Annotated in this window: 22 protein-coding genes; 9 read left to right on the top strand and 13 right to left on the bottom strand. The window is 57.9% G+C overall.

The genetic code is table 11. The annotated features are described in order from the left end of the window. A complete protein-coding gene (gene ligD / locus NMK_RS05610) occupies positions 1-2,580 on the top strand; it encodes a DNA ligase D (protein WP_109014768.1) in 2,580 nt (859 codons plus the stop codon). 105 nt (positions 2,581-2,685) lie between these two features. On the opposite strand, the gene NMK_RS05605 is transcribed toward ligD, so the two are convergent. The 3 genes from NMK_RS05605 to NMK_RS05595 form a co-directional block, all read right to left on the bottom strand. After that, positions 2,686-3,120, bottom strand: coding sequence for an Hsp20/alpha crystallin family protein (locus NMK_RS05605; RefSeq protein WP_109014767.1), 435 nt, complete (start codon positions 3,118-3,120; stop codon positions 2,686-2,688). 141 nt (positions 3,121-3,261) lie between these two features. After that, positions 3,262-4,830: an amino-acid N-acetyltransferase gene (argA, locus tag NMK_RS05600; RefSeq protein ID WP_109014766.1), complete on the bottom strand. Its 1,569-nt coding sequence runs from the start codon at positions 4,828-4,830 to the stop codon at positions 3,262-3,264. A gap of 88 nt (positions 4,831-4,918) precedes the next feature. Next, a complete protein-coding gene (locus NMK_RS05595) occupies positions 4,919-5,656 on the bottom strand; it encodes a 16S rRNA (uracil(1498)-N(3))-methyltransferase (RefSeq protein WP_109014765.1) in 738 nt (245 codons plus the stop codon). 65 nt (positions 5,657-5,721) lie between these two features. Between NMK_RS05595 and NMK_RS05590 the strand changes: the two genes are divergently transcribed. The 6 genes from NMK_RS05590 (at position 5,722) to fba (ending at position 13,556) form a co-directional block, all read left to right on the top strand. Further along, the gene (locus NMK_RS05590; protein ID WP_109014764.1) at positions 5,722-6,279 is read left to right on the top strand and encodes a thioredoxin family protein; all 558 of its coding nucleotides are present in this window, start codon (positions 5,722-5,724) and stop codon (positions 6,277-6,279) included. A gap of 224 nt (positions 6,280-6,503) precedes the next feature. Further along, positions 6,504-8,489, top strand: coding sequence for a transketolase (gene tkt, locus NMK_RS05585; RefSeq protein WP_109014763.1), 1,986 nt, complete (start codon positions 6,504-6,506; stop codon positions 8,487-8,489). A gap of 161 nt (positions 8,490-8,650) precedes the next feature. Next, entirely contained in the window at positions 8,651-9,649 is a 999-nt protein-coding gene (gene gap, locus NMK_RS05580) for a type I glyceraldehyde-3-phosphate dehydrogenase (protein WP_109014762.1), read from the top strand. A gap of 58 nt (positions 9,650-9,707) precedes the next feature. Next, entirely contained in the window at positions 9,708-10,913 is a 1,206-nt protein-coding gene (locus NMK_RS05575) for a phosphoglycerate kinase (protein ID WP_109014761.1), read from the top strand. Positions 10,914-11,005: 92 nt separating this feature from the next. Continuing rightward, positions 11,006-12,463 carry a pyruvate kinase gene (gene pyk / locus NMK_RS05570; protein WP_109014760.1) on the top strand — a complete coding sequence of 486 codons (1,458 nt, stop codon included), beginning with the start codon at positions 11,006-11,008 and terminating at the stop codon, positions 12,461-12,463. Positions 12,464-12,485: 22 nt separating this feature from the next. After that, complete coding sequence (gene fba / locus NMK_RS05565) at positions 12,486-13,556, top strand: class II fructose-bisphosphate aldolase (RefSeq protein WP_109014759.1); 1,071 nt, start codon at positions 12,486-12,488, stop codon at positions 13,554-13,556. A 14-nt stretch (positions 13,557-13,570) separates the two neighbouring features. On the opposite strand, the gene NMK_RS05560 is transcribed toward fba, so the two are convergent. From NMK_RS05560 to NMK_RS05540, 5 genes are all read right to left on the bottom strand, one after another. Further along, entirely contained in the window at positions 13,571-14,218 is a 648-nt protein-coding gene (locus NMK_RS05560) for a prepilin-type N-terminal cleavage/methylation domain-containing protein (RefSeq protein ID WP_109014758.1), read from the bottom strand. Positions 14,219-14,289: 71 nt separating this feature from the next. After that, on the bottom strand, positions 14,290-14,862 hold the full coding sequence (locus tag NMK_RS05555) for an ABC-type transport auxiliary lipoprotein family protein (protein WP_109014757.1): 573 nt from the start codon (positions 14,860-14,862) through the stop codon (positions 14,290-14,292). Beyond that, a complete protein-coding gene (locus tag NMK_RS05550; RefSeq protein ID WP_109014756.1) occupies positions 14,859-15,821 on the bottom strand; it encodes an MlaD family protein in 963 nt (320 codons plus the stop codon). The genes NMK_RS05555 and NMK_RS05550 overlap by 4 nt, the downstream gene beginning before the upstream one ends. Positions 15,822-15,830: 9 nt before the next feature. Continuing rightward, positions 15,831-16,604 carry an ABC transporter ATP-binding protein gene (locus tag NMK_RS05545; protein WP_181376177.1) on the bottom strand — a complete coding sequence of 258 codons (774 nt, stop codon included), beginning with the start codon at positions 16,602-16,604 and terminating at the stop codon, positions 15,831-15,833. 20 nt (positions 16,605-16,624) lie between these two features. Then, the gene (locus tag NMK_RS05540; protein ID WP_109014754.1) at positions 16,625-17,743 is read right to left on the bottom strand and encodes an ABC transporter permease; all 1,119 of its coding nucleotides are present in this window, start codon (positions 17,741-17,743) and stop codon (positions 16,625-16,627) included. Positions 17,744-17,830: 87 nt separating this feature from the next. Here NMK_RS05540 and NMK_RS05535 point away from each other — a divergent pair, with 87 nt between their 5' ends. Then, positions 17,831-18,250, top strand: coding sequence for a secondary thiamine-phosphate synthase enzyme YjbQ (locus NMK_RS05535; RefSeq protein ID WP_109014753.1), 420 nt, complete (start codon positions 17,831-17,833; stop codon positions 18,248-18,250). Between the two features lie 95 nt (positions 18,251-18,345). Here NMK_RS05535 and hxlA read toward each other — a convergent pair whose 3' ends face one another. Next, positions 18,346-19,044, bottom strand: a complete 699-nt coding sequence (gene hxlA / locus NMK_RS05530) for a 3-hexulose-6-phosphate synthase (RefSeq protein ID WP_109014752.1) — start codon at positions 19,042-19,044, stop codon at positions 18,346-18,348. Positions 19,045-19,192: 148 nt separating this feature from the next. After that, a complete protein-coding gene (gene ampD, locus NMK_RS05525) occupies positions 19,193-19,750 on the bottom strand; it encodes a 1,6-anhydro-N-acetylmuramyl-L-alanine amidase AmpD (protein ID WP_109014751.1) in 558 nt (185 codons plus the stop codon). Between the two features lie 36 nt (positions 19,751-19,786). Between ampD and NMK_RS05520 the strand changes: the two genes are divergently transcribed. Further along, positions 19,787-20,788 (top strand): sodium:calcium antiporter, encoded by a 1,002-nt coding sequence (locus NMK_RS05520; RefSeq protein ID WP_109014750.1) that lies wholly within the window; start codon positions 19,787-19,789, stop codon positions 20,786-20,788. 9 nt (positions 20,789-20,797) lie between these two features. On the opposite strand, the gene NMK_RS05515 is transcribed toward NMK_RS05520, so the two are convergent. Genes NMK_RS05515 through NMK_RS05505 form a run of 3 tightly spaced genes read right to left on the bottom strand, consistent with a single transcriptional unit; the run spans position 20,798 to position 23,938 of the window. Then, positions 20,798-22,147, bottom strand: coding sequence for a sigma-54-dependent transcriptional regulator (locus NMK_RS05515; protein WP_109014749.1), 1,350 nt, complete (start codon positions 22,145-22,147; stop codon positions 20,798-20,800). Next, entirely contained in the window at positions 22,144-23,712 is a 1,569-nt protein-coding gene (locus tag NMK_RS05510; protein ID WP_109014748.1) for a two-component system sensor histidine kinase NtrB, read from the bottom strand. The genes NMK_RS05515 and NMK_RS05510 overlap by 4 nt, the downstream gene beginning before the upstream one ends. A gap of 7 nt (positions 23,713-23,719) precedes the next feature. After that, positions 23,720-23,938: a PP0621 family protein gene (locus NMK_RS05505; protein ID WP_109014747.1), complete on the bottom strand. Its 219-nt coding sequence runs from the start codon at positions 23,936-23,938 to the stop codon at positions 23,720-23,722. Positions 23,939-23,990 lie beyond the last annotated feature (52 nt).

Here is a 23,990-nt window from a genome sequence, read left to right as displayed (position 1 = left end):
ATGGGATTGGAAAAATATTGGCAGAAACGCGATTTCAAGATCACGCCGGAGCCGCACGGCAAGGTGGTTAGGCCGGGGCGCGAGTTACATTATTTCATCCAGGAACACCACGCCACCCGGCTGCACTACGACTTTCGGCTGGAACTGGAAGGCACGCTTAAAAGCTGGGCGGTGCCCAAAGGCCCGAGCCTCGATCCGGCAGACAAACGGCTGGCCGTACACGTGGAAGATCATCCGCTGGATTACGGAACCTTTGAAGGCGTGATCCCCGAACATCAATACGGCGCGGGACACGTCAAGCTATGGGATCGCGGCGTGTGGGAGCCGGAGGGCGATCCGGTCAAGGGATACAAGCAGGGACGGCTCAAATTTCATCTGGACGGACACAAACTGCATGGCGGCTGGACGCTGGTGCGGATACACGGCCAGGAGAAGGACAAGGAAAACTGGCTGCTGATCAAGGAGCACGACGAGGAGGCCCGGAACGGCGAAGCGGCGCATATCACCGAGCTGCGGCCCGAAAGCGTGTCGGAGCATCCGGTGCCGATGGTGGAAAAGCCTAAATCCAAAGCCAAGCGGCGAGTGATTGCCGATGCCAAACCTGTTGCAGAATCGGAGGTGGACCCAAGCGCCGTTAACGGTGCAGAGGCCACACCCATGCCGGACCCCATCAAACCCCAATTGGCCACCTTGGCCGAACAAGCCCCCGAAGGCGAGCAATGGCTGTCTGAGGTGAAGTTCGACGGGTATCGCGCCTTGACCAGGATTGACCAGGGCGAGGTCCAGATCTACACCCGCGCCGGCAACGATTGGACCGGCAAATGGCCAAGCCTAGCCGATGTGCTCAAATCGTTCCCGGTCAAGCAGGCCTGGATCGATGGGGAAGTGGTCGCGCTGGATGCCGAGGGTAAGGTGAGTTTTCAGGCATTGCAAAACAAGATGCGCCTGGGCAAGTCGGCGCAACTGGCTTATTACGTGTTCGACCTGGTCTATCTCGACGGCTATGAGCTTGCAGCCGTGCCGCTCGCCGAGCGCAAGCGGCTGTTAAAAAAGCTGATGGAGGGCATGCCGCAGGATGGGCCGATTCTCTACAGCGATCATATCGTCGGCAACGCCCACGATGTATTCGAGCATGCCTGCATGCACGGCCTGGAGGGCATCGTCGCCAAGCGAGCGGATGCTGGATATCAGCAAACGCGAGGGCGCAGCTGGCTCAAGGTGAAGTGCAAGCGGCGGCAGGAGTTCGTCGTCGGCGGATATACCGATCCCGGCGGCTCGCGGGAAGCTTTCGGGGCGCTGCTGGTGGGCGTGAACGAAGGCGATGGGCTGCGCTATTGCGGCAAGGTGGGTACGGGGTTCGACGCCAAGCGCCTGAAGACTGTTGCGGGGAATTTCACAAAACTGGAGCAGGATCGGGCGCCGTTCAGCAATCCGCCCAAAGGGGCCGAAGCGCGCGGCGTGCACTGGTTGCGACCGGAGCTGGTGGCCGAGGTGGAGTTTGCCGAATGGACGGAAGGCGGGCATATCCGCCATGCCTCGTTCGTCGGATTGCGGGGCGACAAGCCTGCGCGGGAGATCATGCGAGAGCGGCCCATCTCGGAAAAAGAGGTCGAGCGGGCCACGAAGGATACACCCACTGTTAAGCCGAAAGCCGCTGCCAAGGCTGCGGAGAGCCGATTAGCGAAACCCGGCAAAACCAATCTCGAGGGCATCGAGATTTCAAACCCGTCCAAGGTTCTGTTTCCCCGTATCGGCTTGACCAAGCTGGGCTTGGCCGAATATTACGAGGCCGTGGGCGAATGGATCGTGCCGCATCTCAAGAATCGCCCGTTGACGCTGGTGCGTTGCCCGCAAGGCGGCGAGCACAAATGCTTTTTTCAAAAACACGTCAACGAGACCATCCCCGAAGCCATAAAGCCTATCGAAGTGCCGGAAGAAGAAGGTCCCGCGACCTACATGATGGCGAATGATGTGGCGGCCGTGATCGGGCTGGTGCAAATGGGCGTGCTGGAACTGCATACCTGGGGATCGAGCAAAGGGCATCTAGACAAGCCTGACCGCATGATTTTCGACCTCGATCCTGCGGAAGATTTGCCGTGGGAAAACGTGGTGGAGGGAGCGCAGCTGGTGCACGGCTTGCTGGATGAAATCGGCCTTGCCAGTTTTCTCAAGACGACGGGTGGCAAGGGCCTGCATATCGTGGTGCCGCTCAAGCCCGAACGCACCTGGGACGAGGTGAAGCCGTTTTCGAAAGCGATAGCCGAGCACCTGGCGAACATGTTGCCTGAGCGGTTTACCTCCAATATGTCCAAGGCCAAGCGCGGCGGGCGCATTTTTATCGACTACCTGCGCAACGGGCAAGGTGCGACGGCAGTGGCGGCCTACTCAACCAGGGCCAAGCCTGAGGCCACGGTTTCCATGCCAATTTTTTGGGATGAACTTGGGGAGGGATTGCGCGCCGATACCTTTAACACCCGCAACGCTGTGGAGCGGCTGAAAAAGCTGCACGAAGATCCGTGGAAGGATTACTTCACGCTCAAGCAGCGCATTACGGCCGACATGCTGAAGATTTTTAAATAGAAAACGGTCCTGAAGACAGGAATTGCATGGCTGCAATTTGTAGCTCAAGAGGCCACGCCTGCGCTGCAGGGTGCCTGTCTCAGAACCGTGCTTTAGTAAATCGTTTTAGTGAATATCCAGACGCTTTGCCGAGGTCGCAGATTTCTTCGGCAACGTCAGTTCGAGTACGCCGTCGTTATATTTAGCTTGGGCGCCGGATTCGTCGATATCGCTGGCCAACGAGAAGCGCCGCGCCACCTTGCCGTAGTAGCGTTCCGAATGGACCACCTTGGTGCCTTCCTTGACGTCTTTTTCCTGCTTGGTTTCCGCGCTGATCGACACCAGGTTGCCTTCTATGGTGACGTGGATGTCTTCTTTCTTCACGCCGGGAATCTCGGCGTGGACGGTATAGCTCTTCTCGTCTTCCTTCACGTCCATCTTGATTTGCATGTCCGGTGCAGATTCCGCGCGCACAGGGCGGAAGAATCCGCGGAACACGTCCTCCAGCGGATCGAAGCCGGGAGAGAGTTGGAACGGATCGAAACGGGTCGGGGTAGCCATAGTATCTCCTTTCAAAACAAGTGGATTGGCGGGAGTTTCCGCTGATTAACAATATGTTGTCGGTGTGCGGAATTTCAATACGGGGAGATACGTAGAGGAATACACCGGCGCATTGGAGCGCCGATGTGATGTAACGATGAACTACAGACGTTTGATGAATACCTTGGAGCGGCGCTGAAAGTTATACAGCTGCTGCTTTTGCTTGGGCAACGCCGAGATATCCTGCTCGACGAAACCGCGTTCGATGAACCAGTGCGCAGTTCTCGTCGTGAGCACGAACAGGTGCTTGATGCCCTTCTGCCGCGCTTCTTCTTCGCAATGGTGCAGCAGTCGGTCGCCCCGTCCGCCGCCGCGGAAGGACGAATTGACGGCCATGCACGCTAGCTCCGCCATGTTTTCCTCGGCAAACGGATACAGCGCCGCGCAACCTATGATGCGGCCATCGTGCTCCATCACGTAGAAATGGTTGATCTCCATCTCCAGCCGCTCGCGGCCGCGCCGTACCAGGATGCCTTCCGCTTCAAGCGGCTCAATGAGTTGGAGAATGCCGCCCACATCGCCGATCTCTGCATTGCGCATGGTTTCCAGCGGCATTTCGGTGATCATGGTGCCGATGCCGTCGTGGGTGAACAGCTCCTGCAAGATGGCGCCGTCGGTATGGCGGCTGATGAGGTGGGTGCGCGACACCCCTCCCGCACAAGCCCGAATGGCGGCAGGCAAATAGCACAGTTCGTCCTCGCCGATGTGCTTGGCTTCCTGGTTTTGCGTGTGCCGCAGCAGGTTGCGGGCCTTCTCGGCCGTCATTTCGCGTAGCAGCTCGCCGCGCAAGTTGTGTACGCCTTCGGCATCCATCAGGAAGATCAGCTTGTCGGCGTCCAGCGCAATCGCCGTGCTCGCGGCCACGTCTTCCAACGTGAGGTTGAACGCCTCGCCCGTCGGCGAATAGCCGAGCGGCGAGAGCAGCACCAGTTCGCCATCGTCCAGCCGCTTCTGGATGCCGATCGCGTCGACCTTGCGCACCTCGCCGGTATGCTGGAGATCGACGCCGTCGCGCACGCCCAGCGGACGGGCGGTGACGAAATTGCCGCTCGCTACCCGAATGTCCGAGCCGGCCATGGGCGAATTGACCAGCCCCATCGACAGCAGCGATTCGATTTCCACGCGGATGGCGCCGTTGGCTTCTTTCACGGCTTCCATGGCTTCGTCGTCGGTGACGCGCAGGCCGGAGACGAAGCGCGTTTCGATCTTGTTGCGTTTCAACCGGGATTCGATTTGCGGACGCGAGCCGTGGACCAGCACCAGCCTGACTTCCAGGCTGGCGAGCAGGTTGAGGTCGTGCGAGAGCGCCACGAACTGGCCGTCGTCCACGACTTCGCCGCCGAAGGCGATGACGAAGGTGCGACCGCCGAAGGCGTGGATATAAGGTGCCACGGAGCGGAACCAGCTCACGAATTCCTGCGGTTGCAGCAGATTGAGCCGCGGTGCGGCTTGTGCGGAGGCACCGGCTGCGGCTTCTGCGTGAGCATACAAAAATGCGGGTGAGCAGTCGAGTGCGGTGCATAGACGCCGCAGCATGGCCTCGGACAAGCCTTGTTCGCCGCGTTCGATGCGGGATAGATTGCCGGTATCGGCCGAGGTTCGGTCAGCCAGCTGCTGTAACGTGAGGCCTAACGCCTTGCGACGTTTGCGTATGGCTTGTCCTAGCGGCATGGCTGGCTCCTGTTGTGTGTATTAGGCAAATAATAAACACATACTGCGCAATATGCAAAATTTAGGGTCAGTCGGGCGAAAATCGGGGCTATCTTAAAAAGTCGCCCCACAGGGTTTGAATGGCCGACAGCGCGGCGACGGCAGCTGTTTCCGTCCTCAAGACGCGAGGACCTAAGCGGGTGGATACGAAGCCGCACGAGGCTGCGGCTACTTGTTCTTGCGGGGACAGTCCGCCCTCGCAGCCGATCAGCAGGCACATCGAATCTTCTGGCTTGGTCAGGGTGTGCAAGGTGTGGTCGGCCTCGGGCGAAAGCATGAGCTTGAGGCCGAAGTTCTGGTTTTTGCCGAGCCAGTCGGTCAGCGAAAGAATCGGCGCCACTTCAGGAACGCTGGCTCGGCCGCATTGCTCGCAGGCTGAAATGACGACGTTCTGCCAGTGTTCGCGGCGTTTGTCGGCACGGTCACCCGAGAGTTTGACCACGCTGCGCTCGGCCGCGATGGGCTGGATGGCGTTGATGCCGAGTTCCACGGCTTTTTGTAGGGTGTAATCCATGCGGTCGCCGCTGGAGATGGCTTGGGCCAGAGTGATGGTGAGCGGCGATTCGCGTTCTACCCAGACGCGGCTGTCGATCTTCACCACGACTTCGCTCTTGCTGAGGCGGATGATCTCGCCGCCGTAGTTGTGGCCGTCGCCGTTGAAGAGCGTGACTGCGTCCCCGGCTTTCATGCGTAGCACGCGGGCCGCGTGATGGGCGGCGACTTCCGGCAATTCGACGATGGCGCCCAGGGCGAGGTTGGCGGGGCAGTGGAAACGTGGGGCGGACATGATGGGCGCTATCTGGAGATGTTAAAATTTAAGCAAATTGTAACGGTAAATAAGGAGTCAGCATCATGGTCAGCCTGCAAACCCCAGTCTGCGATTTCGGTTGGAAGGCCCCGGATTTTTCCCTGCCGGGTGTGGACGGCAAAACCTGGAGCCTTTCCGAGGTGGCCGGACCCAATGGGACGCTGGTGATGTTCATCTGCAACCACTGTCCCTACGTCAAGGCGATTCGCACGCGGCTGGTGCGCGACCTGAACGAGTTGAAAGCGATGGGCGTCAATGCTGTCGCAATCATGTCGAACGATCCCAGCGATTATCCGGAGGATTCTTTCGACAACATGAAGGCGGTGGCGGCGGAATTCAGCTTTCCGTTTCCATATCTGTTTGACGAGAGCCAGGCGATTGCTAAAGCCTACGGTGCGGTGTGTACGCCGGACTTTTTCGGTTTTAACGGCCAGCTGGAATTGCAGTATCGCGGACGCTTTGACGAGTCGCGCAAGGAGACCGCGCCGGAAGGCGTGCGCCGGGACTTGTTCGAGGCCATGAGGGAGGTCGCCGATACCGGCCGCGGACCGGCTGAACAGATACCCGGCATGGGCTGTTCCATCAAGTGGAAAGACGAATAAATCGAGGTTTCTCAATGGGCTGAACTATTGCCCTATACGCCCAACTGGGCAATAATAGCCCGATAACCTCCAAGGCGCGTGCAGTTAACGAATAGAAGTGCCTGTTTCCGCGGAGGTAAATTTCCGGGTAATCAAATTGTCCTTGCTCCACTTCCTAGAGTGGCGGCAGGGATTATTTATCTCTAATAGAAATATTTTCTCTTTTTAGGACTAGGGGATTGAATATGGCAACTCGTACTGATTTAGCAAATGCCATCCGTGCACTATCCATGGATGCTGTTCAAAAGGCCAATTCCGGTCACCCAGGCGCCCCCATGGGTATGGCGGAAATCGCCGAAGTGTTGTGGAACCACAACCTGAGCCACAACCCGACCAACCCGCAATGGGCTAACCGCGACCGCTTCGTGCTGTCCAACGGTCACGGCTCCATGCTGATTTACTCCCTGCTGCACCTGACCGGCTACGACGTCACGATGGACGACATCAAGAGCTTCCGTCAGCTGCACTCCCGTTGCGCCGGTCACCCGGAATACGGCTACGCTCCTGGCGTTGAAACCACCACCGGTCCGCTGGGCCAGGGTATCGCCAACGGCGTTGGTTTCGCCATGGCTGAAAAGCTGCTGGCCAATCAGTTCAATAAGCCCGGCCACGACATCGTCGACCACTACACCTACGTGTTCCTGGGCGACGGCTGTATGATGGAAGGCGTTTCCCACGAAGCTTGCGCACTGGCCGGCACTTGGGGCCTGGGCAAGCTGATGGCATTCTGGGACGACAACGGTATCTCCATCGACGGCCACATCGAAGGCTGGTACACCGATGACACCGCCAAGCGTTTCGAAGCTTACGGCTGGCACGTTCAGTCCGTCGATGGTCACGATTCCGCTGCTATCCAAGCCGCAATCGACGCAGCCAAGAAGGTTACCGACAAGCCTTCCCTGATCTGCTGCAAGACCATCATCGGCAAGGGTTCCCCGAACAAGTGCGGTTCCCACGACTGCCACGGCTCTGCGCTGGGCGAAGACGAAGTTGCAGCAACCCGCGCCAACATCGGCTGGAACTATCCTCCGTTCGAAATCCCCGCAGACGTCTACGCCGGCTGGGATCAAAAGGCCAAGGGTGCAGAGCGCGAATCTGCATGGAACGCCAAGTTCGACGCTTACGCCAAGGCTTTCCCGGCTGAAGCTGCTGAATTCAAGCGCCGTATGGCTGGCGAGTTGCCGGCCAACTGGAAGGAAGCAACCGACAAGATGATCGCTGCTTTCAACGACAAGGCTGAAGGCGTTGCAAGCCGCAAGGCATCGCAAAACGTGATCGGCGCTCTGGCTCCGCTGCTGCCTGAATTCCTCGGCGGTTCCGCAGACTTGACCGGCTCCAACCTGACCAGCACGGGCAGCTTCAAGCACGTGAGCGGCAAGGAACCCGGCAACTACATCTCCTATGGTGTCCGCGAATTCGGTATGGCTGCGATCATGAACGGTATGGCACTGCACGGCGGCTTGCTGCCTTTCGGCGGTACCTTCCACATGTTCTCCGATTACATGAAGAACGGTATGCGTATGTCCGCGCTGATGAAGCAACGTGTGGTCTACGTGCTGACCCACGACTCCATCGGTCAAGGCGAAGACGGCCCGACCCACCAGCCGGTCGAAAACACCTCCGGCCTGCGCTACATTCCGCGCATGACCGTGTGGCGTCCTGCTGATGCAACCGAAACCGCTGTGGCATGGGTTGCCGCTGTCGAGAAGACCGACGGCCCGACCAGCCTGGTGCTGTCCCGTCAGAACCTGCCCGGCATCAAGCACGATGCAGCGCAGATCGACCTGATCCGCAAGGGTGGTTACGTGTTCTCCGACGTTGCAGGCAAGGCTGATGTGATCATCATCGCCAACGGTTCCGAACTGGACCTGGCTGTGAAGGCTGCTGCCGAGCTGAACGCTGCCGGCACCAAGGTGCGCGTGGTTTCCATGCCGTCCACCAACGTGTTCGACGCACAAGACCAGGCTTACCGCGACAGCGTGCTGACCCCGGGCGTGAAGCGCGTGGCTATCGAAGCTGCTCACCCTGACTTCTGGCGCAAGTATGTTGGCTTGGAAGGCGCAGTGGTCGGTATCGACACCTTCGGTGAATCCGCTCCTGGCGGCGCACTGATGAAGCACTTCGGCTTCACGGTTGAAAACGTGGTCAAGACCGTTAAGTCCGTGCTGTAATACAATGCAGTAAAACAAGAAGGGGGCTGAGTAGTTGGCCCCCTTTTTGTTTGAAGCTGCTTAAAAAATTCCCGGAAATCCCACGATGCCCGGCTGTCTCAGGGCTATGGAAGTAGGTTTCCTCGAATTTTTTAAACGGCTTTTATGGAGAGGTGTGTAGTATGGCTATCAAAGTAGGTATCAATGGCTTCGGCCGCATCGGTCGCATGGTGCTCCGCGCTGCGATCAAGGATTTCCCCGAAATCGAGGTGGTGGCGATCAACGATCTGCTTGAGCCTGACTACCTTGCATACATGCTGAAGCACGACTCCGTGCACGGCCGCTTCAAGGGCGACGTCTCTGTCGACGGCAATACGCTGGTGGTGAACGGCAAGCCGATCCGCCTGACCGCCGAAAAAGACCCCGCTGCATTGAAGTGGAACGAAGTCGGTGCCGACATCGTCATCGAATGTACGGGCCTGTTCCTGACCAAGGAAACCTGTCAGAAGCACATTGACGCAGGTGCCAAGAAGGTCGTGCAATCCGCGCCGTCCAAGGACGACACCCCGATGTATGTCTACGGCGTCAACCACGACACCTACGGTGGCGAAGCCATCGTTTCCGCTGCTTCCTGTACCACCAACGCCCTGGCACCGGTGACCAAGGTGCTGAACGATGCCTTCGGCATCAAGCGCGGCTTGATGACCACCGTGCACGCAGCCACCGCTACGCAAAAGACCGTGGACGGCCCTTCCAACAAGGATTGGCGCGGTGGCCGCGGTATCCTGGAAAACATCATCCCGTCCTCCACCGGCGCAGCCAAGGCGGTCGGCAAGGTCATCCCCGAGCTTAACAAGAAGCTCACCGGCATGGCGTTCCGCGTGCCGACCTCCGACGTTTCCGTAGTCGACCTGACCTGCGAACTCGCCAAAGAAGCCAGCTACGAAGACATCTGCAAGGCCATGAAGGCCGCTTCTGAAGGCGCGCTCAAGGATGTGCTGGGCTACACCGAAGACAAGGTGGTTTCCACCGATTTCCGTGGAGAAGTCTGCCCCTCAGTATTCGACGCCGATGCAGGCATCATGCTCGATCCGACGTTTGTGAAAGTCGTGGCCTGGTACGATAACGAATATGGCTACACCTGCAACCTCATGCGACTGGTGCGTCACGTCGCCAAATAATAATCCTTGATGCGGGGGCCACACGGCCCCCGTTGTTCATCGCGCAAAGGGAACGATTATGTCCATCATCAAAATGACCGACCTGGATCTCAAGGGCAAGCGCGTCCTGATCCGCGAAGACCTCAACGTGCCGCAGAACGAAGACGGCAGCGTCGCCGACGATACGCGCATCCGCGCTTCGTTGCCGACCATCAAGCACGCGATGGAAGCCGGGGCCAAGGTCATGTTGATGTCGCACCTGGGGCGCCCCAAAGAAGGCCCGACGGAAGGCCGCTATACGGACAAGGACAGTCTGCGTCCGGTTGCCGACCATTTGGCCAAACTGCTCGGTCGCGATGTTCGCCTCTATCAGGACTGGCTAGGTAACGGTAAGAGCTACGTGCAGAACATGCAGGACGGCGAAGTGGCCGTGCTGGAAAACGTCCGCTTCAATATCGGCGAAAACAACAACGAGGACCGGCTTTCCTGGGAAATGTCCGAGTTGTGCGATATCTATGTCATGGATGCGTTCGGGACCGCGCACCGCGCCCAAGCTTCCACGCATGGCGTTGCCAAGTTCGCCAAGGTTGCCTGTGCTGGCCCGCTGTTGGCCGCCGAGCTCGAAGCTTTGGGCAAAGCACTCAAGGAACCCGCTCGTCCCTTGGTGGCGATTGTCGGCGGCAGCAAGGTTTCCACCAAGCTGACCGTGCTGGAATCCCTCTCCCATATCGTGGACCAACTGATTGTCGGCGGCGGCATCGCCAATACCTTCATCAAGGCTGCCGGCTTCAATGTCGGCAAGTCCTTGTATGAAGCAGACCTGGTGGATGAGGCTCGTCGTCTGATGGAAGCCGCCAAGGCCAAGGGCAGCGAGATTCCCGTCCCGACCGATGTGGTTGTCGGCAAGAAGTTCGACGCCAACGAACCAGCCGTAGTCAAGAAAGTCAGCGAGATCGCCGACGACGACATGATTTTCGACATCGGCCCAGAAACCGCCAAGACCTACGCTACCTATCTGCAAAAGGCCGGCACCATCGTCTGGAACGGCCCTGTCGGTGTATTTGAGTTCGACCAGTTCGGCGAAGGTACCAAGGCATTGGGCCTGGCGATTGCCGATAGCGCCGCGTTCTCCATCGCCGGCGGCGGCGACACCCTGGCTGCGATTGCCAAGTACAACATCGGCGACCGCATTTCCTACATCTCTACCGGCGGCGGTGCTTTCCTGGAGTTCTTGGAAGGCAAGAAGCTGCCCGCTGTCGAAATCCTGGAACAGCGCGGGCAGTAACCCTCTTTTCCATGCCTGGGCCAACAGCGGTCTAGGCATGGACCTTAAATTGCGGATAATGAAAATATCCTCAATTTAGAGAAGCCCATTCCGTGACCAGACGCCAAACCAAAATCGTCGCCACCCTGGGACCTGCTTCCAGTAGCCGAGAGGTGCTGGAAAGCATGATCGACGCCGGGGTCGATGTCGTCAGGCTTAATTTCTCCCACGGCACCGCGCAGGATCACATCGACCGCGCCAATCTCGTCCGCGAAATTGCACACGACCGCCATCGCCCCGTTGGCGTGTTGTGCGACCTGCAAGGCCCGAAAATCCGCATCGGCAAGTTCGAAAACGGCAAGGTACTGCTTCAGGCCGGCGACAAATTCATCCTCGACGCTAATTGCGAACTCGGCAACCAGCAGCGTGTGGGGCTCGACTACAAGGAGCTACCGCGCGACGTTGAACCAGGAGCGGTGCTGTTGCTGGATGATGGCCGTATGGTCATGACTGTCGACGATGTTCACGGTGCCGAAATCGTATGTACGGTCAACCAGACCGGCGTGCTTTCTAACAACAAGGGTATCAACCGTCAAGGCGGTGGACTTTCGGCAGCGGCCCTGACGGAAAAGGACCGAGAAGACATTCGCACGGCTGCGGCGCTAGAGGCAGATTATGTGGCGATTTCGTTTCCTCGCTGCGGTGCCGATGTGCAATTGGCGAGGGATTTGATCAAAGAAGCCGGCGGCTATGCTAGCGTGGTCGCCAAGATCGAGCGCGCCGAAGCGATTGCCGCATTATCCGAAATCATTGAAGCCAGCGATGCCATCATGGTGGCGCGCGGCGATTTGGGGGTGGAAGTCGGAGATGCCGCCGTGCCCGGCCTGCAAAAGCGCATGATCCGCGAAGCCAGGGCGCGCAACAAATTGGTGATCACGGCGACACAGATGATGGAGTCGATGATCGAGAATCCAATTCCCACCCGTGCCGAGGTTTCCGATGTTGCCAACGCCGTGTTGGATGGAACAGACGCTGTCATGCTGTCGGCGGAATCTGCTGCGGGTAAATACCCGATGGAATCCGTTGCCGCCATGCATCGCGTTTGCCTGGAGGCTGAACGGGAATACGATACCCAGGTCAACATCTACAACGGGCGTCGCACGGACGAGAATTTCCACCGGGTGGACGAATCCATCGCGCTCGCTACCATCTATACGGCCAATCATTTACACGTAAAAGCCATTGCCTCGCTGACACAATCGGGCAATACCGTAAAATGGATGTCGCGCATCAACACTCAGGTGCCGATCTATGCGCTAACGCCGGAAAAGGAAACGCGGCGCAAACTTACGCTTTACCGGGGAGTCTATCCGTTCAGGTTCGACCAAGTCAGCGATGACCGGGATGTGATCCTTCAGGCGGCAGAAGACGAGTTGCGCCGCCGCGGTGCGGCTAATGACGGCGACTTGATCCTGCTGACGATCGGCGAGCCGATCGGCAAGGCGGGCGGCACCAATACCATGAAGATTGTGCGCGTAGGACAGCACGGCAAAACAGCGGGCACTGCCTGAACATGAATTAGGAGAGCAAGTTATGGCACTAGTATCACTGAGACAACTCTTGGATCACGCTGCGGAATACAGCTATGGTCTGCCCGCATTCAACGTCAACAACATGGAGCAGATCCACGCCATCATGCAGGCAGCCGAGGCCGTCGATAGTCCGGTCATCATGCAGGGCTCTGCCGGTGCCCGCAAATATGCCGGCGAGGCGTTTTTGCGTCACATGATCGCCGCTGCCGTCGAGGCCTATCCGCATATCCCGGTGGTGATGCACCAGGACCACGGCGCGTCGCCTGCTGTTTGTATCCAGGCAATCCGTTCCGGTTTTTCCAGCGTGATGATGGATGGCTCGCTCAGGGAAGATATGAAGACGCCTGCGACCTACGAATACAACGTCGAAGTCACCCGCGGCGTGGTTCAGATGGCGCATGCGGTCGGCGTATCGGTGGAAGGCGAACTGGGGTGCCTGGGTTCGCTGGAAACCGGCATGGCGGGGGAAGAAGACGGTCATGGTGCGGAAGGCGTGCTGGATCATTCCTCGCTGCTGACCGACCCCGAGCAAGCGGCCGATTTCGTCAAGGCGACCGGGGTGGATGCATTGGCTATCGCCATCGGGACTTCGCATGGCGCCTACAAGTTCAGCCGCCCCCCCACTGGTGAAACGCTGGCCATCGGCCGTATCAAGGAAATCCACGCCCGCATCCCGAATACGCACTTGGTGATGCACGGTTCTTCCAGCGTGCCGCAGGAATGGCTCAAGATCATCAACGACAACGGCGGCGCGATTCCTGAGACTTATGGCGTGCCGGTGGAAGAAATCGTCGAAGGCATCAAGCACGGTGTGCGCAAGGTCAACATCGACACCGATTTACGCCTGGCCTCCACGGGTGCGGTTCGGCGCCACCTTTACGATCCCGCCAATGCCAAGGATTTCGACCCGCGCAAGTTCTTGATCGCCTCGACAAAGGCCATGCAGGACATCTGCCGCGCTCGTTTCGAAGCCTTCGGTTCGGCGGGGCAAGCAAGCAAGATTAAGGCGCTGTCCTGCGAAAAAATGGCTGAACGCTACAAGAAGGGCGAGTTGGCCGCGATCATCAAATAACCGCGGCCGATGATTTAAAACGCCATACAGATATTGTATGGCGTTGAATCGTCGAGGCCGGTGTTGGTGAGCCATCCGCCAGCTACCGTACTATAAGCTCTCACCGAGCCGGTGCTGGTTGTGCCATCATCGAGTACCGTATCGATCTGCTTGGCGTAGCGTCCCAACACGCCGGCCGAGCAGGCGATATAGGCCCCGCTCAATCCTGTCGGCGTAGCACCTACCACGCTAGTACTTTGAATGCCGATGCGACCGCCGTCGGCATTGCGCGGCAGAAATGTCGCGTTGCTCGGGTCTGTCGCTCCTGGCGCTAATCCAGCCAAACGAATGTGTTGCCAGAAGCGCACCGATTCATCGCTGGTATTCGTCGAGTCCCAGTTTCCCTCGATCAAACTGTTGCCGTTGCCATCCGCGCAACTGCCGTTGGCCCCGGCTGTGCAACCGGTATGCGTAGTCGAAGCCGCATCGTCGCCAGGCAACGCTTTGTATTTGTCCTGATAGCCGTAGATGAATACCTGGAGGTTCTTGAAGTCGCTCACCATGTTTTTCACCTTGGCGCTGTTGATCAGTTCCTGACCTTTCAGCACGCCGCCTAGCAACAGTCCGATGATGACGAGGACGATGGCAAGTTCGATGAGAGTGAAGCCAATCTGCTTTTTCATTTTTGTTCTCCTTATTCAAGCAGTTGTTGTGATTTTATGAAGCGGGGAGACCGCTTCGACATGCTAGCAAATCATGGCGAAGCTTGGGGTGGTTTGCAATCGAGTTGTTGAGTCCACTGCGCCAATGGAGCCAGCAGTTGGTCGCTACCTGCAATCAAGGCGCTCACGCCGCCTTGGGCATTGGGGGATGGTGCAGGCACATCGATGCTGAATTGCTGCTGCGCACCGTGGGCGCCATCTCTCACTACAGCATTGAGTTGGATGGAGACGTGGCTTGCAGTCGCGCTGTCGAAGATTTGGTCGAAGCGCGTCAGTTCGAGAGAAAGACGGCAAGGGCTAGCATTGTCGAACGCGAAGGATTGTCGCAATTGCTGAGAAAGCAGTTCTGCCGGCGGAGCTATCCAGCGGCTATTGGCATAAACACGAATCTGGCTTCCATCCTGATAGGCTATGCGATAGCGCATGTCGGTCGAGAATAAGCCCGGAGCGGCGGCAACCCCTGCGAACCGTACCGGCAGGGCAATCGACGATGTGGCAGAGACCAGGCCGAAATCGTAGGTGGCGATTGGGGAGGCGGGTTTAGCAAGGCCGGTACATCCCGACAGGGATAGCAGCGCAACAAGCAGCGCAATGGTTTTTATCATGGACGAAATCCTTTTTCGCCGGGGCCGGGCTGGGGCTGCGGCTTGCCGTAGATGAGGCTCTGGGGATGTTGCTCCAGCGTATCGACCAGGCGATGGAGGCTTTGCGCATCTCGATGCAACTGGTCGGCCAGTTCGTGCACGCGGGGCAGGGTTTCCTGATCCAGCGTCTCGCTCAATGCCGTGGATGACTGCTCGATATGCCGGCCAATGCGTTCAAATTCATCGAGCGAATGTTGAATTTTGGACAATGCGGGGCGAGCGGAATCGGAAGTCTCCTTGATGCTGGACGAGGCTTGCTTGATAGCGGAGAGCGCATCGGAGAGCTCTTGCGGATGAATGCCCGCCAGCAGCGCATTGACCTTTTCTGTCGTGTTGCGCGAAGACTTAAGCAAAGGGGCCAGTTCGGCGCTGGATTGCTCGATATTGGCAATCAGCCGGTTGATTTTCTGGGTGTTCTGCTCGTCCAGTAGGGTGTTGAGCGTTTTCATCAGCTGGTCGGTTCTTTCCAGAAGCTGCGCCGACCGGTCCAGGATATCCTTGCCTGAATTCATGAGCTGCCGCATGTCAGATTCGCGCAGGGGAATGCGGCCGTTGCCGATGGGTGTTTTGTCGGTATCGGTATCGTCCAGCTCGATATAGGAAAGGCCGGTCAGCCCTTGCGAGACGAGCTTGGCATAACTGCCGCGCGTAATGGGAATGCTGCGGTCGATGCGGATATGGATGAGGATGGCCCGCAAATCGGACTGGTCGAACGTAATCTCGCGCACCCGACCAACATCGACGCCGCGATAGCGCACCGCGACTTGGGGGTTGAGACCGGAGATCGGGTAATGCGATAGGATGTCGTATTCCGACTCGGGTCGATGCGAGCCGCTGAGCCACCAGAACCCGAGGGCCAGCGCGGCGCCCATCAGCAACGCAAAAAAGCCGGCGACAAAGGCGTAAGCACGATTTTCCATAAGTCGAGTTTAGTTCAAACGTGCCAAATGTTGTTTAACGCTGTGAAAGAAATTGCGGACGAAAGGGTGATCGACCTTGCCAAGCGCCTCGATGGGACAGTTGGCCACGATATGCTGGTCGGCAAGCACGGCGACCCGATCTGCCAGTGCACTCAACGTGGCGACATCGTGGGTGATGAACAGCACCGTCAACCCTAGCTGACGCCGCAGGTTCTGAATAAGCTCGACAAAAGCTTCGCTGCGGTCAGGGTCCAGCCCTGCTGTAGGCTCGTCCAGGAAAAGTAGTTCCGGCTCGAGCACCAAGGCGCGAGCCAGTGCCACCCGCTTGATCATCCCGCCCGAAAGCTGTGCCGGCAGTAGCTGGGCATGTTCGGGTTCCAGTTCGACTAGTGCCAGCTTGTGCATGACCAATAGATGAATGGTGTCCTCGTCGAACTGGTGCAATTCGCGGAGCGGAAAGGCAATGTTGTCGAATACGTTGAGCGCAGAAAACAGCGCACCGTGCTGGAACAACATGCCGAACCGATTTCGCAATTGCCGTTGCTGGTCGCGGTTGAGTTTGCCCAAGACGTATCCGAACAATTTGATTTGACCGCTGCTAGGCTGCGTCAGCCCGATAATGTGGCGCAGCAACGTCGTTTTGCCGCTGCCGGACCCGCCGACGAGGGCCATGACTTCGCCCTTGCGCAGGGTGAGGTCGAGGTTGCGATGCACGACGAGTTTGTCGAACTCGGTCCAAAGATGATGGATTTCGCAAACGATGGGCTGTTCGCTAGTGCTCATAGTGTCGTTCGCGGCCTCGCTCATAATCCTATGGACCGCGTAAGGATGGCGAAAACGGCGTCAACCAGGATGACCACGGTAATGGCGACCACGACCGAGGCCGTAGTGCTGGATGACAGGCTTTCCGTATTGGGCTTGATGCGCAAGCCGAAATGACAAGCGACGAGGGCGATCAGCAGGCCGAACATCAGCGCTTTCAGCATGGCCAACGTGAGATTGACGGGTTTAACCGCACGCGGCAGGTATTCAATGAAGAAGTCGAAGCTGATACCGAGCTGCAGCTTGGCCGCTAGCATGGCACCCAGCAGCGCCCAGCAGGATGTCCAGAACACCAGCAAGGGCGCTACCGCTACCAGGCCCACTACCTTGGGCAGTACCAAGCGTAGCACTCGCGAAATGCCCATGGCGGCCAAGGCGTCGATTTCCTCGGTGACGCGCATGACGCCGATTTGTGCTGTCATTGCCGAGCCGGAGCGTCCTGCAACCAACACAGCCATGAGAATCGGGCCGAATTCTCGGATGATGGACATGCCGAGGATGTTGATGATGAAGATGTCCGCCCCGAACTTGCGCAACTGCAAGGCCATGAGATAACTCATGGCGATGCCGATCATGAATCCAACCAGTGCCGTCACCGGCAATGCCATGACACCACCTTTGTAGATATTGGCGGAGATTTCCTTCCATGGAATCTGCCTGGGCTTGCGGAAAAGATAGCCGATTTCCAATACCAGCGCGCCGACCAGCATGACGAAATCGACGAGGTGGCGGATAAAGTCGAAGTAGTAGCACCAAGCGCCCTTGAGCATGTCGCGCAGGGTAATGGGCGGCTGTTCGAGACTGTCGCGACGCGGCAAGGCGGCCAGGGTGGCTAACTGCTCGGCCTGTTCCGGCCGCAACAAAACGCGGTCGCCCAAGGTATATTGCCAGCCTTGCAGCAGCATGGCGCCGGCGGCGCTATCCAAACGCTCGACTTCCCGCAAATCCCAGCGCAACTGCGGATCTGCGAATAGCGGGGCCAACTGCTCGCGCAGCCGTGCGAAATGGCCCTTGGTCTGCCGTAACGACCAGTCGCCGCTCAGTACCACGCGCGGTGGGTTATCCTGCTCTCGATGGACGCGAAACGCCGCGTCTGTCATGCCGTTCTCCCGAAAATGTCTTGCTTAATCCGTGTAATTTGGCTGGGCTATAATGGCCCGCTTGATCCATAACAACAGGTCGATGCTATGAAAAGCTATCGTAAGGAACTTTGGTACAACGCGCCAACCCGCGTCGCATTTATCAATATTACCCCGCAAATCCGCGAATGCCTCGCTGAGAGCGGCGTGCGCGAAGGCTTGGTGTTGGTGAATGCCATGCATATTACCGCCAGTGTGTTCATCAACGATGACGAATCTGGCTTGCATCACGATTACACGCAATGGCTGGAACGCCTGGCACCGCATGAGCCGGTGAGCTCCTATCGCCACAATGATACCGGCGAAGACAATGCGGACGCCCACATGAAGCGCCAGATCATGGGCCGCGAAGTGGTGGTGGCCGTGACCGACGGCAAGCTGGATTTCGGTCCTTGGGAACAGATTTTCTACGGCGAATTCGATGGCCGCCGCAAGAAGCGTGTGCTGGTGAAGATTATCGGCGAATAACGTTCTATCAGTAAAAGTTCGCGCAGTAAAAATACAAACGGGCCCGAAGGCCCGTTTGTATTTTTAAACGCTACGAGAGCGCTAATATGGCTGGTTTAGCCCAGCAGCTTCTTCAGCCAACCGAACAGGCCACCGCTGCTCTTGGACTCGCCGGAAGCGGCGTCGACCAGTTCGCGGATTTCGCGAGCCGCCACTTCAGGAGCCTTGGCACCGGTGATTGCGCCGCCCACGACGATGATGTTCGGGCCGGACTTCACAACTTGCTGAACGGTGGATTGCTTGATGCCGCCAGCGACGGAGACCTTGACGTTGAGGCCGAGGGCAACCAGGGCAGCCAGGTCGGCAAACGGGGTCTGGCCAGCCAGTTGTTGGTCGATACCGGTGTGGATGCCGATGATGTGTGCGCCCAGCTTGGCAGCTTCGTTTGCGCGGGCAGCCTTATCTTCGACATTGATCAGGTCGACTTGGGCTTGCTTGCCGTAGGCGTTTGCAACGTCGATCACACCTTTGATGGTGCCGAGGTCGGCGGTGCCCAGAACGGTACAAATGTCAGCGCCAGCCTTGTAGAAAGGCTCGGCTTCGTAATAACCCGCATCCATGGTCTTCAGATCGGCGAAGATCAGCTTGTCAGGATGTTGGGCGCGTACAGCCTTCACCAGTGCCAAGCCGTTGTGTTTCAGATTGGGGGTACCGATTTCGATGATATCGACATAAGGGGCGGCTTGACGGGCAAGTGCCAGAGTTTGATCGAAATCCAGACAATCGAGTGCGACTTGGATTAAAGGTTTTGCCATGGTGCGTCCTCCGAATGATTAAGGTTAGTTGCAGGCTTATAGTGCGTATTTTTCGACATCTTAAATGATGTTGCAGCCTAGTTACATTTTAGACGGTTCCCGGTGCGCGTCAACCTTTGACATGTAAATGCGAACGATGTAAGTGCATTTATTTTTTGACTTTTTCCCAATCGAAGTGCGGTCCGGGGTCGGTTTTTCGATCCGGCGCGATATTCGAATGCCCCGTGATATCAGTAATGGAATAACGAGCCCTGATGGCGGTGATCAAATCGTTGAGAATGGCGTATTGTGCCGCTTCAAAATCGCAGTCGTCGGTGCCTTCCAGTTCGATGCCGATGGAGAAATCATTGCAGCGTTCCCGCCCCTGCCACGACGATACGCCGGCATGCCAGGCGCGTTTGCTGCAAGGGACGAACTGAATGAGTTCGCCCGAGCGGCGGATGAAGAAATGGGCAGACACGCGCCGTTGGTAGATCTCGCGGTAATAAGGATGCTCGTTTGGATCCAGTTGGTTGGTGAACAGTTGCAGGACACCCGGGCCACCGAATTGATTGGGCGGCAAGCTGATGTTGTGGATGACGATGAGATCGATATCCGCCCCTGTCGAACGCTCGTCGAAATTGGGAGAGGCGATGAATTCCACGCCCCCCGCAATACCGTCTTCATCAAGAACGATGGGAACTCTGCGGCAAATTCCGTTATCCATTAAAATCTCGGCGCTATTAAACAATATGGTGATTTTATGATTTTTCTCGAACTGGTTTTCATGCTGCTGGTTATCCTGGTGGCAGCGGAAGTATTTACCAACGCGCTGGAGCATCTCGGCGAAAAGCTCAAGATTTCAGAAGGCGTGACCGGCTCGCTGTTTGCGGCTGTCGGTACCGCATTGCCAGAAACCTTGGTGCCGGTGCTCGCGCTGCTGGGTGGCACCGCGAATGTGACTACCAACGAGGAAATCGGCGTCGGGGCCATTCTCGGGGCCCCGTTGATGCTCTCTACGTTGTCGATCTCGCTGCTGGCCTTTGCCGTACTTAAGTTGCGCGGCGCCAAAGGCGAATTCAAGCCCGAAAAAACCGGTTTTGTGCGCGATCTGAATTTCTTCATCGCTGCCTTTGCCTTCTCCACGCTGGCATTGTTCATTCCGCATACCCAGCTCGCTATCCGTGGTGCCTTGGGTTTCACCTTGGTGTTGACGTATTTTATCTACATCATGCTGACACTGCGTGCATCCAGCGCATTGGTGGAAGAAGGCCATGCAACTGAGGCGGATGCGCCCATGTTCTTATGCCGCATCGGTTTGCCTAACAATATGCCGATCATTCTGTTGCAGCTAGCTTTAGGGCTCGGTTTGCTCGTTGCCGGCGCTAAGGGGTTTATCCACGGCGTCGAGCAAGCCGCTGCGCTGCTGGGGATTTCCGCGCTGTTGCTGTCGTTGCTGATTATTCCGATTGCCACCGAGTTGCCGGAGAAGATCAACAGCATCCTGTGGGTACGCAAGGATAAAGATACCCTGGCTTTCGGCAACATCACGGGTGCTATGGTGTTCCAGGGAACGCTGCTGCCGGCTATTGGCATCATGCTCACTCCGTGGGAGCCGCGCCGTGAAGTGCTGGCGGGCGTGGTGATTACTTTGATCTCGGCGCTGTGGTTACGGTGGATGGCTTCGCGCGGAAATCTTAAGGTCTGGCACGTGTGGGTCAACGGGGGGCTTTATCTCAGCTACCTCACCATCGCACTTTCCTGATCGCCTGCGTTATTCGTCCTTGCCGAGCCCCAGCTTGGCAAGGCGATACCGTAACGCCCTAAAGCTTACGCCCAGTAGTTTTGCCGCCGCCGTGCGGTTGTTGTTGGTTTTCTCGAGCGCATCCAGAATAGCCTGCTTTTCGAGGCTCTCAAGATATTCCGGCAACGGCATGTCGCTAGGCATCGCCGGGGACGCCGTTCTGGTCGTGCCTGTCCCGGTTTCGAGGTATAGGTCGACCTCCGTGATGCTTTCGCCATCGCACAAGGCCAAGGCTCGCTCCAAAACGTTTTCAAGCTCGCGTACGTTGCCTGGGAAGGCATGTTGGGCTAGCGCGGCCTCGGCCCCGGCGTTTAATGCCGGAACATCCATTCCGAGCGCGGCCGCTTGCTTCTCCAGGATGCGCTGCGACAAACGGGGGATATCCTCAGGCATTTCACGCAAGGCCGGCATTTTGAGCTCGATGACGTTGAGCCGGTAATACAGGTCTTGGCGGAACTCGCCGTTTTCAAGCATTTGAGCCAGGTTGCGATGCGTGGCGCTAATGATGCGGACATCCACCGGCTCTTCCTGCGTACTGCCGATCTTGCGAATCTTTTTTTCCTGGATGGCGCGCAACAGTTTGACCTGCATGGGCAAGGGCAGGTCGGCGACTTCGTCCAGAAATAATGTGCCGCCAGTGGCGGCCTGGAAAAATCCCTCGCGGTCCTGATTGGCGCCTGTGAACGCACCTTTGCGATAGCCGAAGAATTCGCTCTCGATGAGGTTTTCCGGCAGTGCGCCGCAATTGACCGCGACGAATGGGCCTTCCCGACGGGGCCCGCTGGCGTGGATGAGCCGGGCTGCGAGTTCCTTGCCTGTGCCCGACTCCCCTGAAATATGGACCGGCGCTTGGCTGCGCGCCAGTTTCTCGATCATGGCGCGGACTTGGCGGATAGGTGCCGATTCGCCGAACAAGGTGTGTTGTTGATCGGTTTTTGCATTGCCGGCGGTGGTAAGACGCAGTGCGCTTTCGATGAGCGGCCGCAATTGTTTAAGCGAGATCGGTTTGGATAGGTAATCGAAAGCTCCGGCCTTGAGCGCGGCAACGGCATTTTCCGCGCTGCCGTAGGCGGTGATCACCGCCACTGGCACGCCCGGCTTGAACTGGGTGATATGACGTACCAGGTCTAGGCCGCTGCCATCGGGAAGCTTCATGTCGGTGAGGCACAACCCGTATTCGCGTCGCTCCAAAAGCGAGCGCGCTTCTTCCAGGTTGCTGGCGCTGTCGGCGCTGATCTGCATGCGCTCCAGGGTGAGCACGAGCAGTTCGCGGATGTCGGCCTCATCGTCCACGATCAGGCATGACGCCTGCTGATTCATAGTCCTCTCCTGGCGTGAATTCGGAACATGGCACCTCGTTCCGGGGGGGCGATATATTCTATCCAGGCGCCGTTGGCTTCGCAGAGTTCTCGGGCAATGTAAAGCCCAAGGCCGGTGCCGCTGGATTCGGTGGTGAAGAACGGTTCGAACAAGTGGGAAAGCGCGTCGTTACTCACGCCTGGGCCATCGTCCTGAATGTCGATCTGTATGCGAGTGCTGGCGACGGTGACCGATAGCTGAAGGCTGCCTTCGGTTTTTTGCGAGTGACGCCAGCCGTTGCGGCACAAGTTCCAAAGAATCTGTTGTAGCTGGCGCGGGTCGAATAGGATGGGCGGCAGGTCGGTGACCGGTCCGAGTGAAAATCCCCCCGCCAGAATATTCTCGGTTTGGCAGAACTGGGTATGGAATTCAGGGAGAAATAAGCCCGGAACGATAGGTTCGGGCTTGGCGCGGTCGCGCCGGTTCAGTTGCAGGACGTCCTGCACCATGCCGTCGAGACGCTGCACATTGGCACCGATAATATTCAGCAAACGTTGCTGGGTGGGATCGCTGGCCGCGTCTTCCAGCAACAGCTGCGATGCATGGCTGATGGCGCTTAAAGGGTTGCGTATTTCATGCGCAATATTCGCTGTGAGACGGCCGAGCGCTGCCAACTTCAACTGCTGAGCCTGCGACTGGAGCTGGCTTTGATCGCTGACGAAGACGACCGCACCTAACTCCCTGCCTGAACCTACCTGGGCCAGGCGCAGTTGCAACTCGCGACCGGCGACGGGAAATGTGTAATTGTTTTCCAGGCCGGATTTTCCCGACATCCAGCTATGCAGCAGTGCGGCCAATTGGGGCGCAGAATCCTCCAGCAAGGTGTCTTCCGAAGCATTTTCCATCCCCATCAAAATGCGTGCTTGCTCATTGAGCTGCCGGAGCTTGAGGTGGCGGTCGACGACCAGCACGCCGTCCGGCATGTCGCGGATGATTAATTGGTTAACCTCGGCAAGATTGGCGAGGTCCACGCCGCGCTGCGAGGCCAGGGCTTCGCTTTCCTCGGTGCGTCGTGCAAAACTGTAGGCCAGCAATGCCGTGGCGAAGAAGCTGAGGCTGAGCATGACTGCATGCGTGTAGTCCTCGAACTGCTCGTTCCAGGCGATGAATTGCCAGGATTGTTCGAGCAGAACTGCGATCGAGGCGGTGGCCGCATAAAACAGGGCAAGCCGTCCGTGACTGACTAGGCTGGCGGCTGCGATCGACACCACCAGCAGCAGGCCGAAGCCGCTCTTGACGCCGCCGCTGGCATACATGATGGTAGTAATGAAGGCGATGTCGGCCAGCACTTGTACGGTAAGCTGACGATTGAAACGTGGCCAGCGAACCTTGGCAGCAATGAAAGAAGCAGCGCCGAAAACGAGGTAAAGCCCCGACGCAGTACTGAACAATCGTGCATCGTAGTCTGCCCAGGACTGATGCTGGGCCATGACTTGGCCTACGGTCAGCAGAACGCCGGCGACAACCAGGCGATACAGGTTAAGCAGCAGCAGTGAGCGCCAGTAACCTTCGGGACGGGTGCCCATCAAGTCATCACCGTGCTTTGCGTTGCAGAAAATGCGCTTCGCAGCAGTAATGCCTGCCGCCGGCGGAAATCGCTTCCGTGTCGGGCAGATGAACGCTGCACACCTCACATTGGACCATATTGCCGTGTTTAACGGGCGGCGAAGACGGGCCAGTGGGGCGGGATTGGCGCTTGAGAATGGCGATCAAAATCCAGATCGCCAAGAGCAGTAGCAAGACCTTGAACATGCGCCGATTGTACCCAAAAACCGGGGATCAACTGCTATGATTGAGGCCGATT

This window comes from Novimethylophilus kurashikiensis (assembly GCF_003112435.1).
GTDB lineage: Bacteria > Pseudomonadota > Gammaproteobacteria > Burkholderiales > Methylophilaceae > Novimethylophilus > Novimethylophilus kurashikiensis.
The sequence above is the reverse complement of the archived record's forward strand: the minus strand, read 5'-3'. Positions and strand labels throughout refer to the sequence as shown.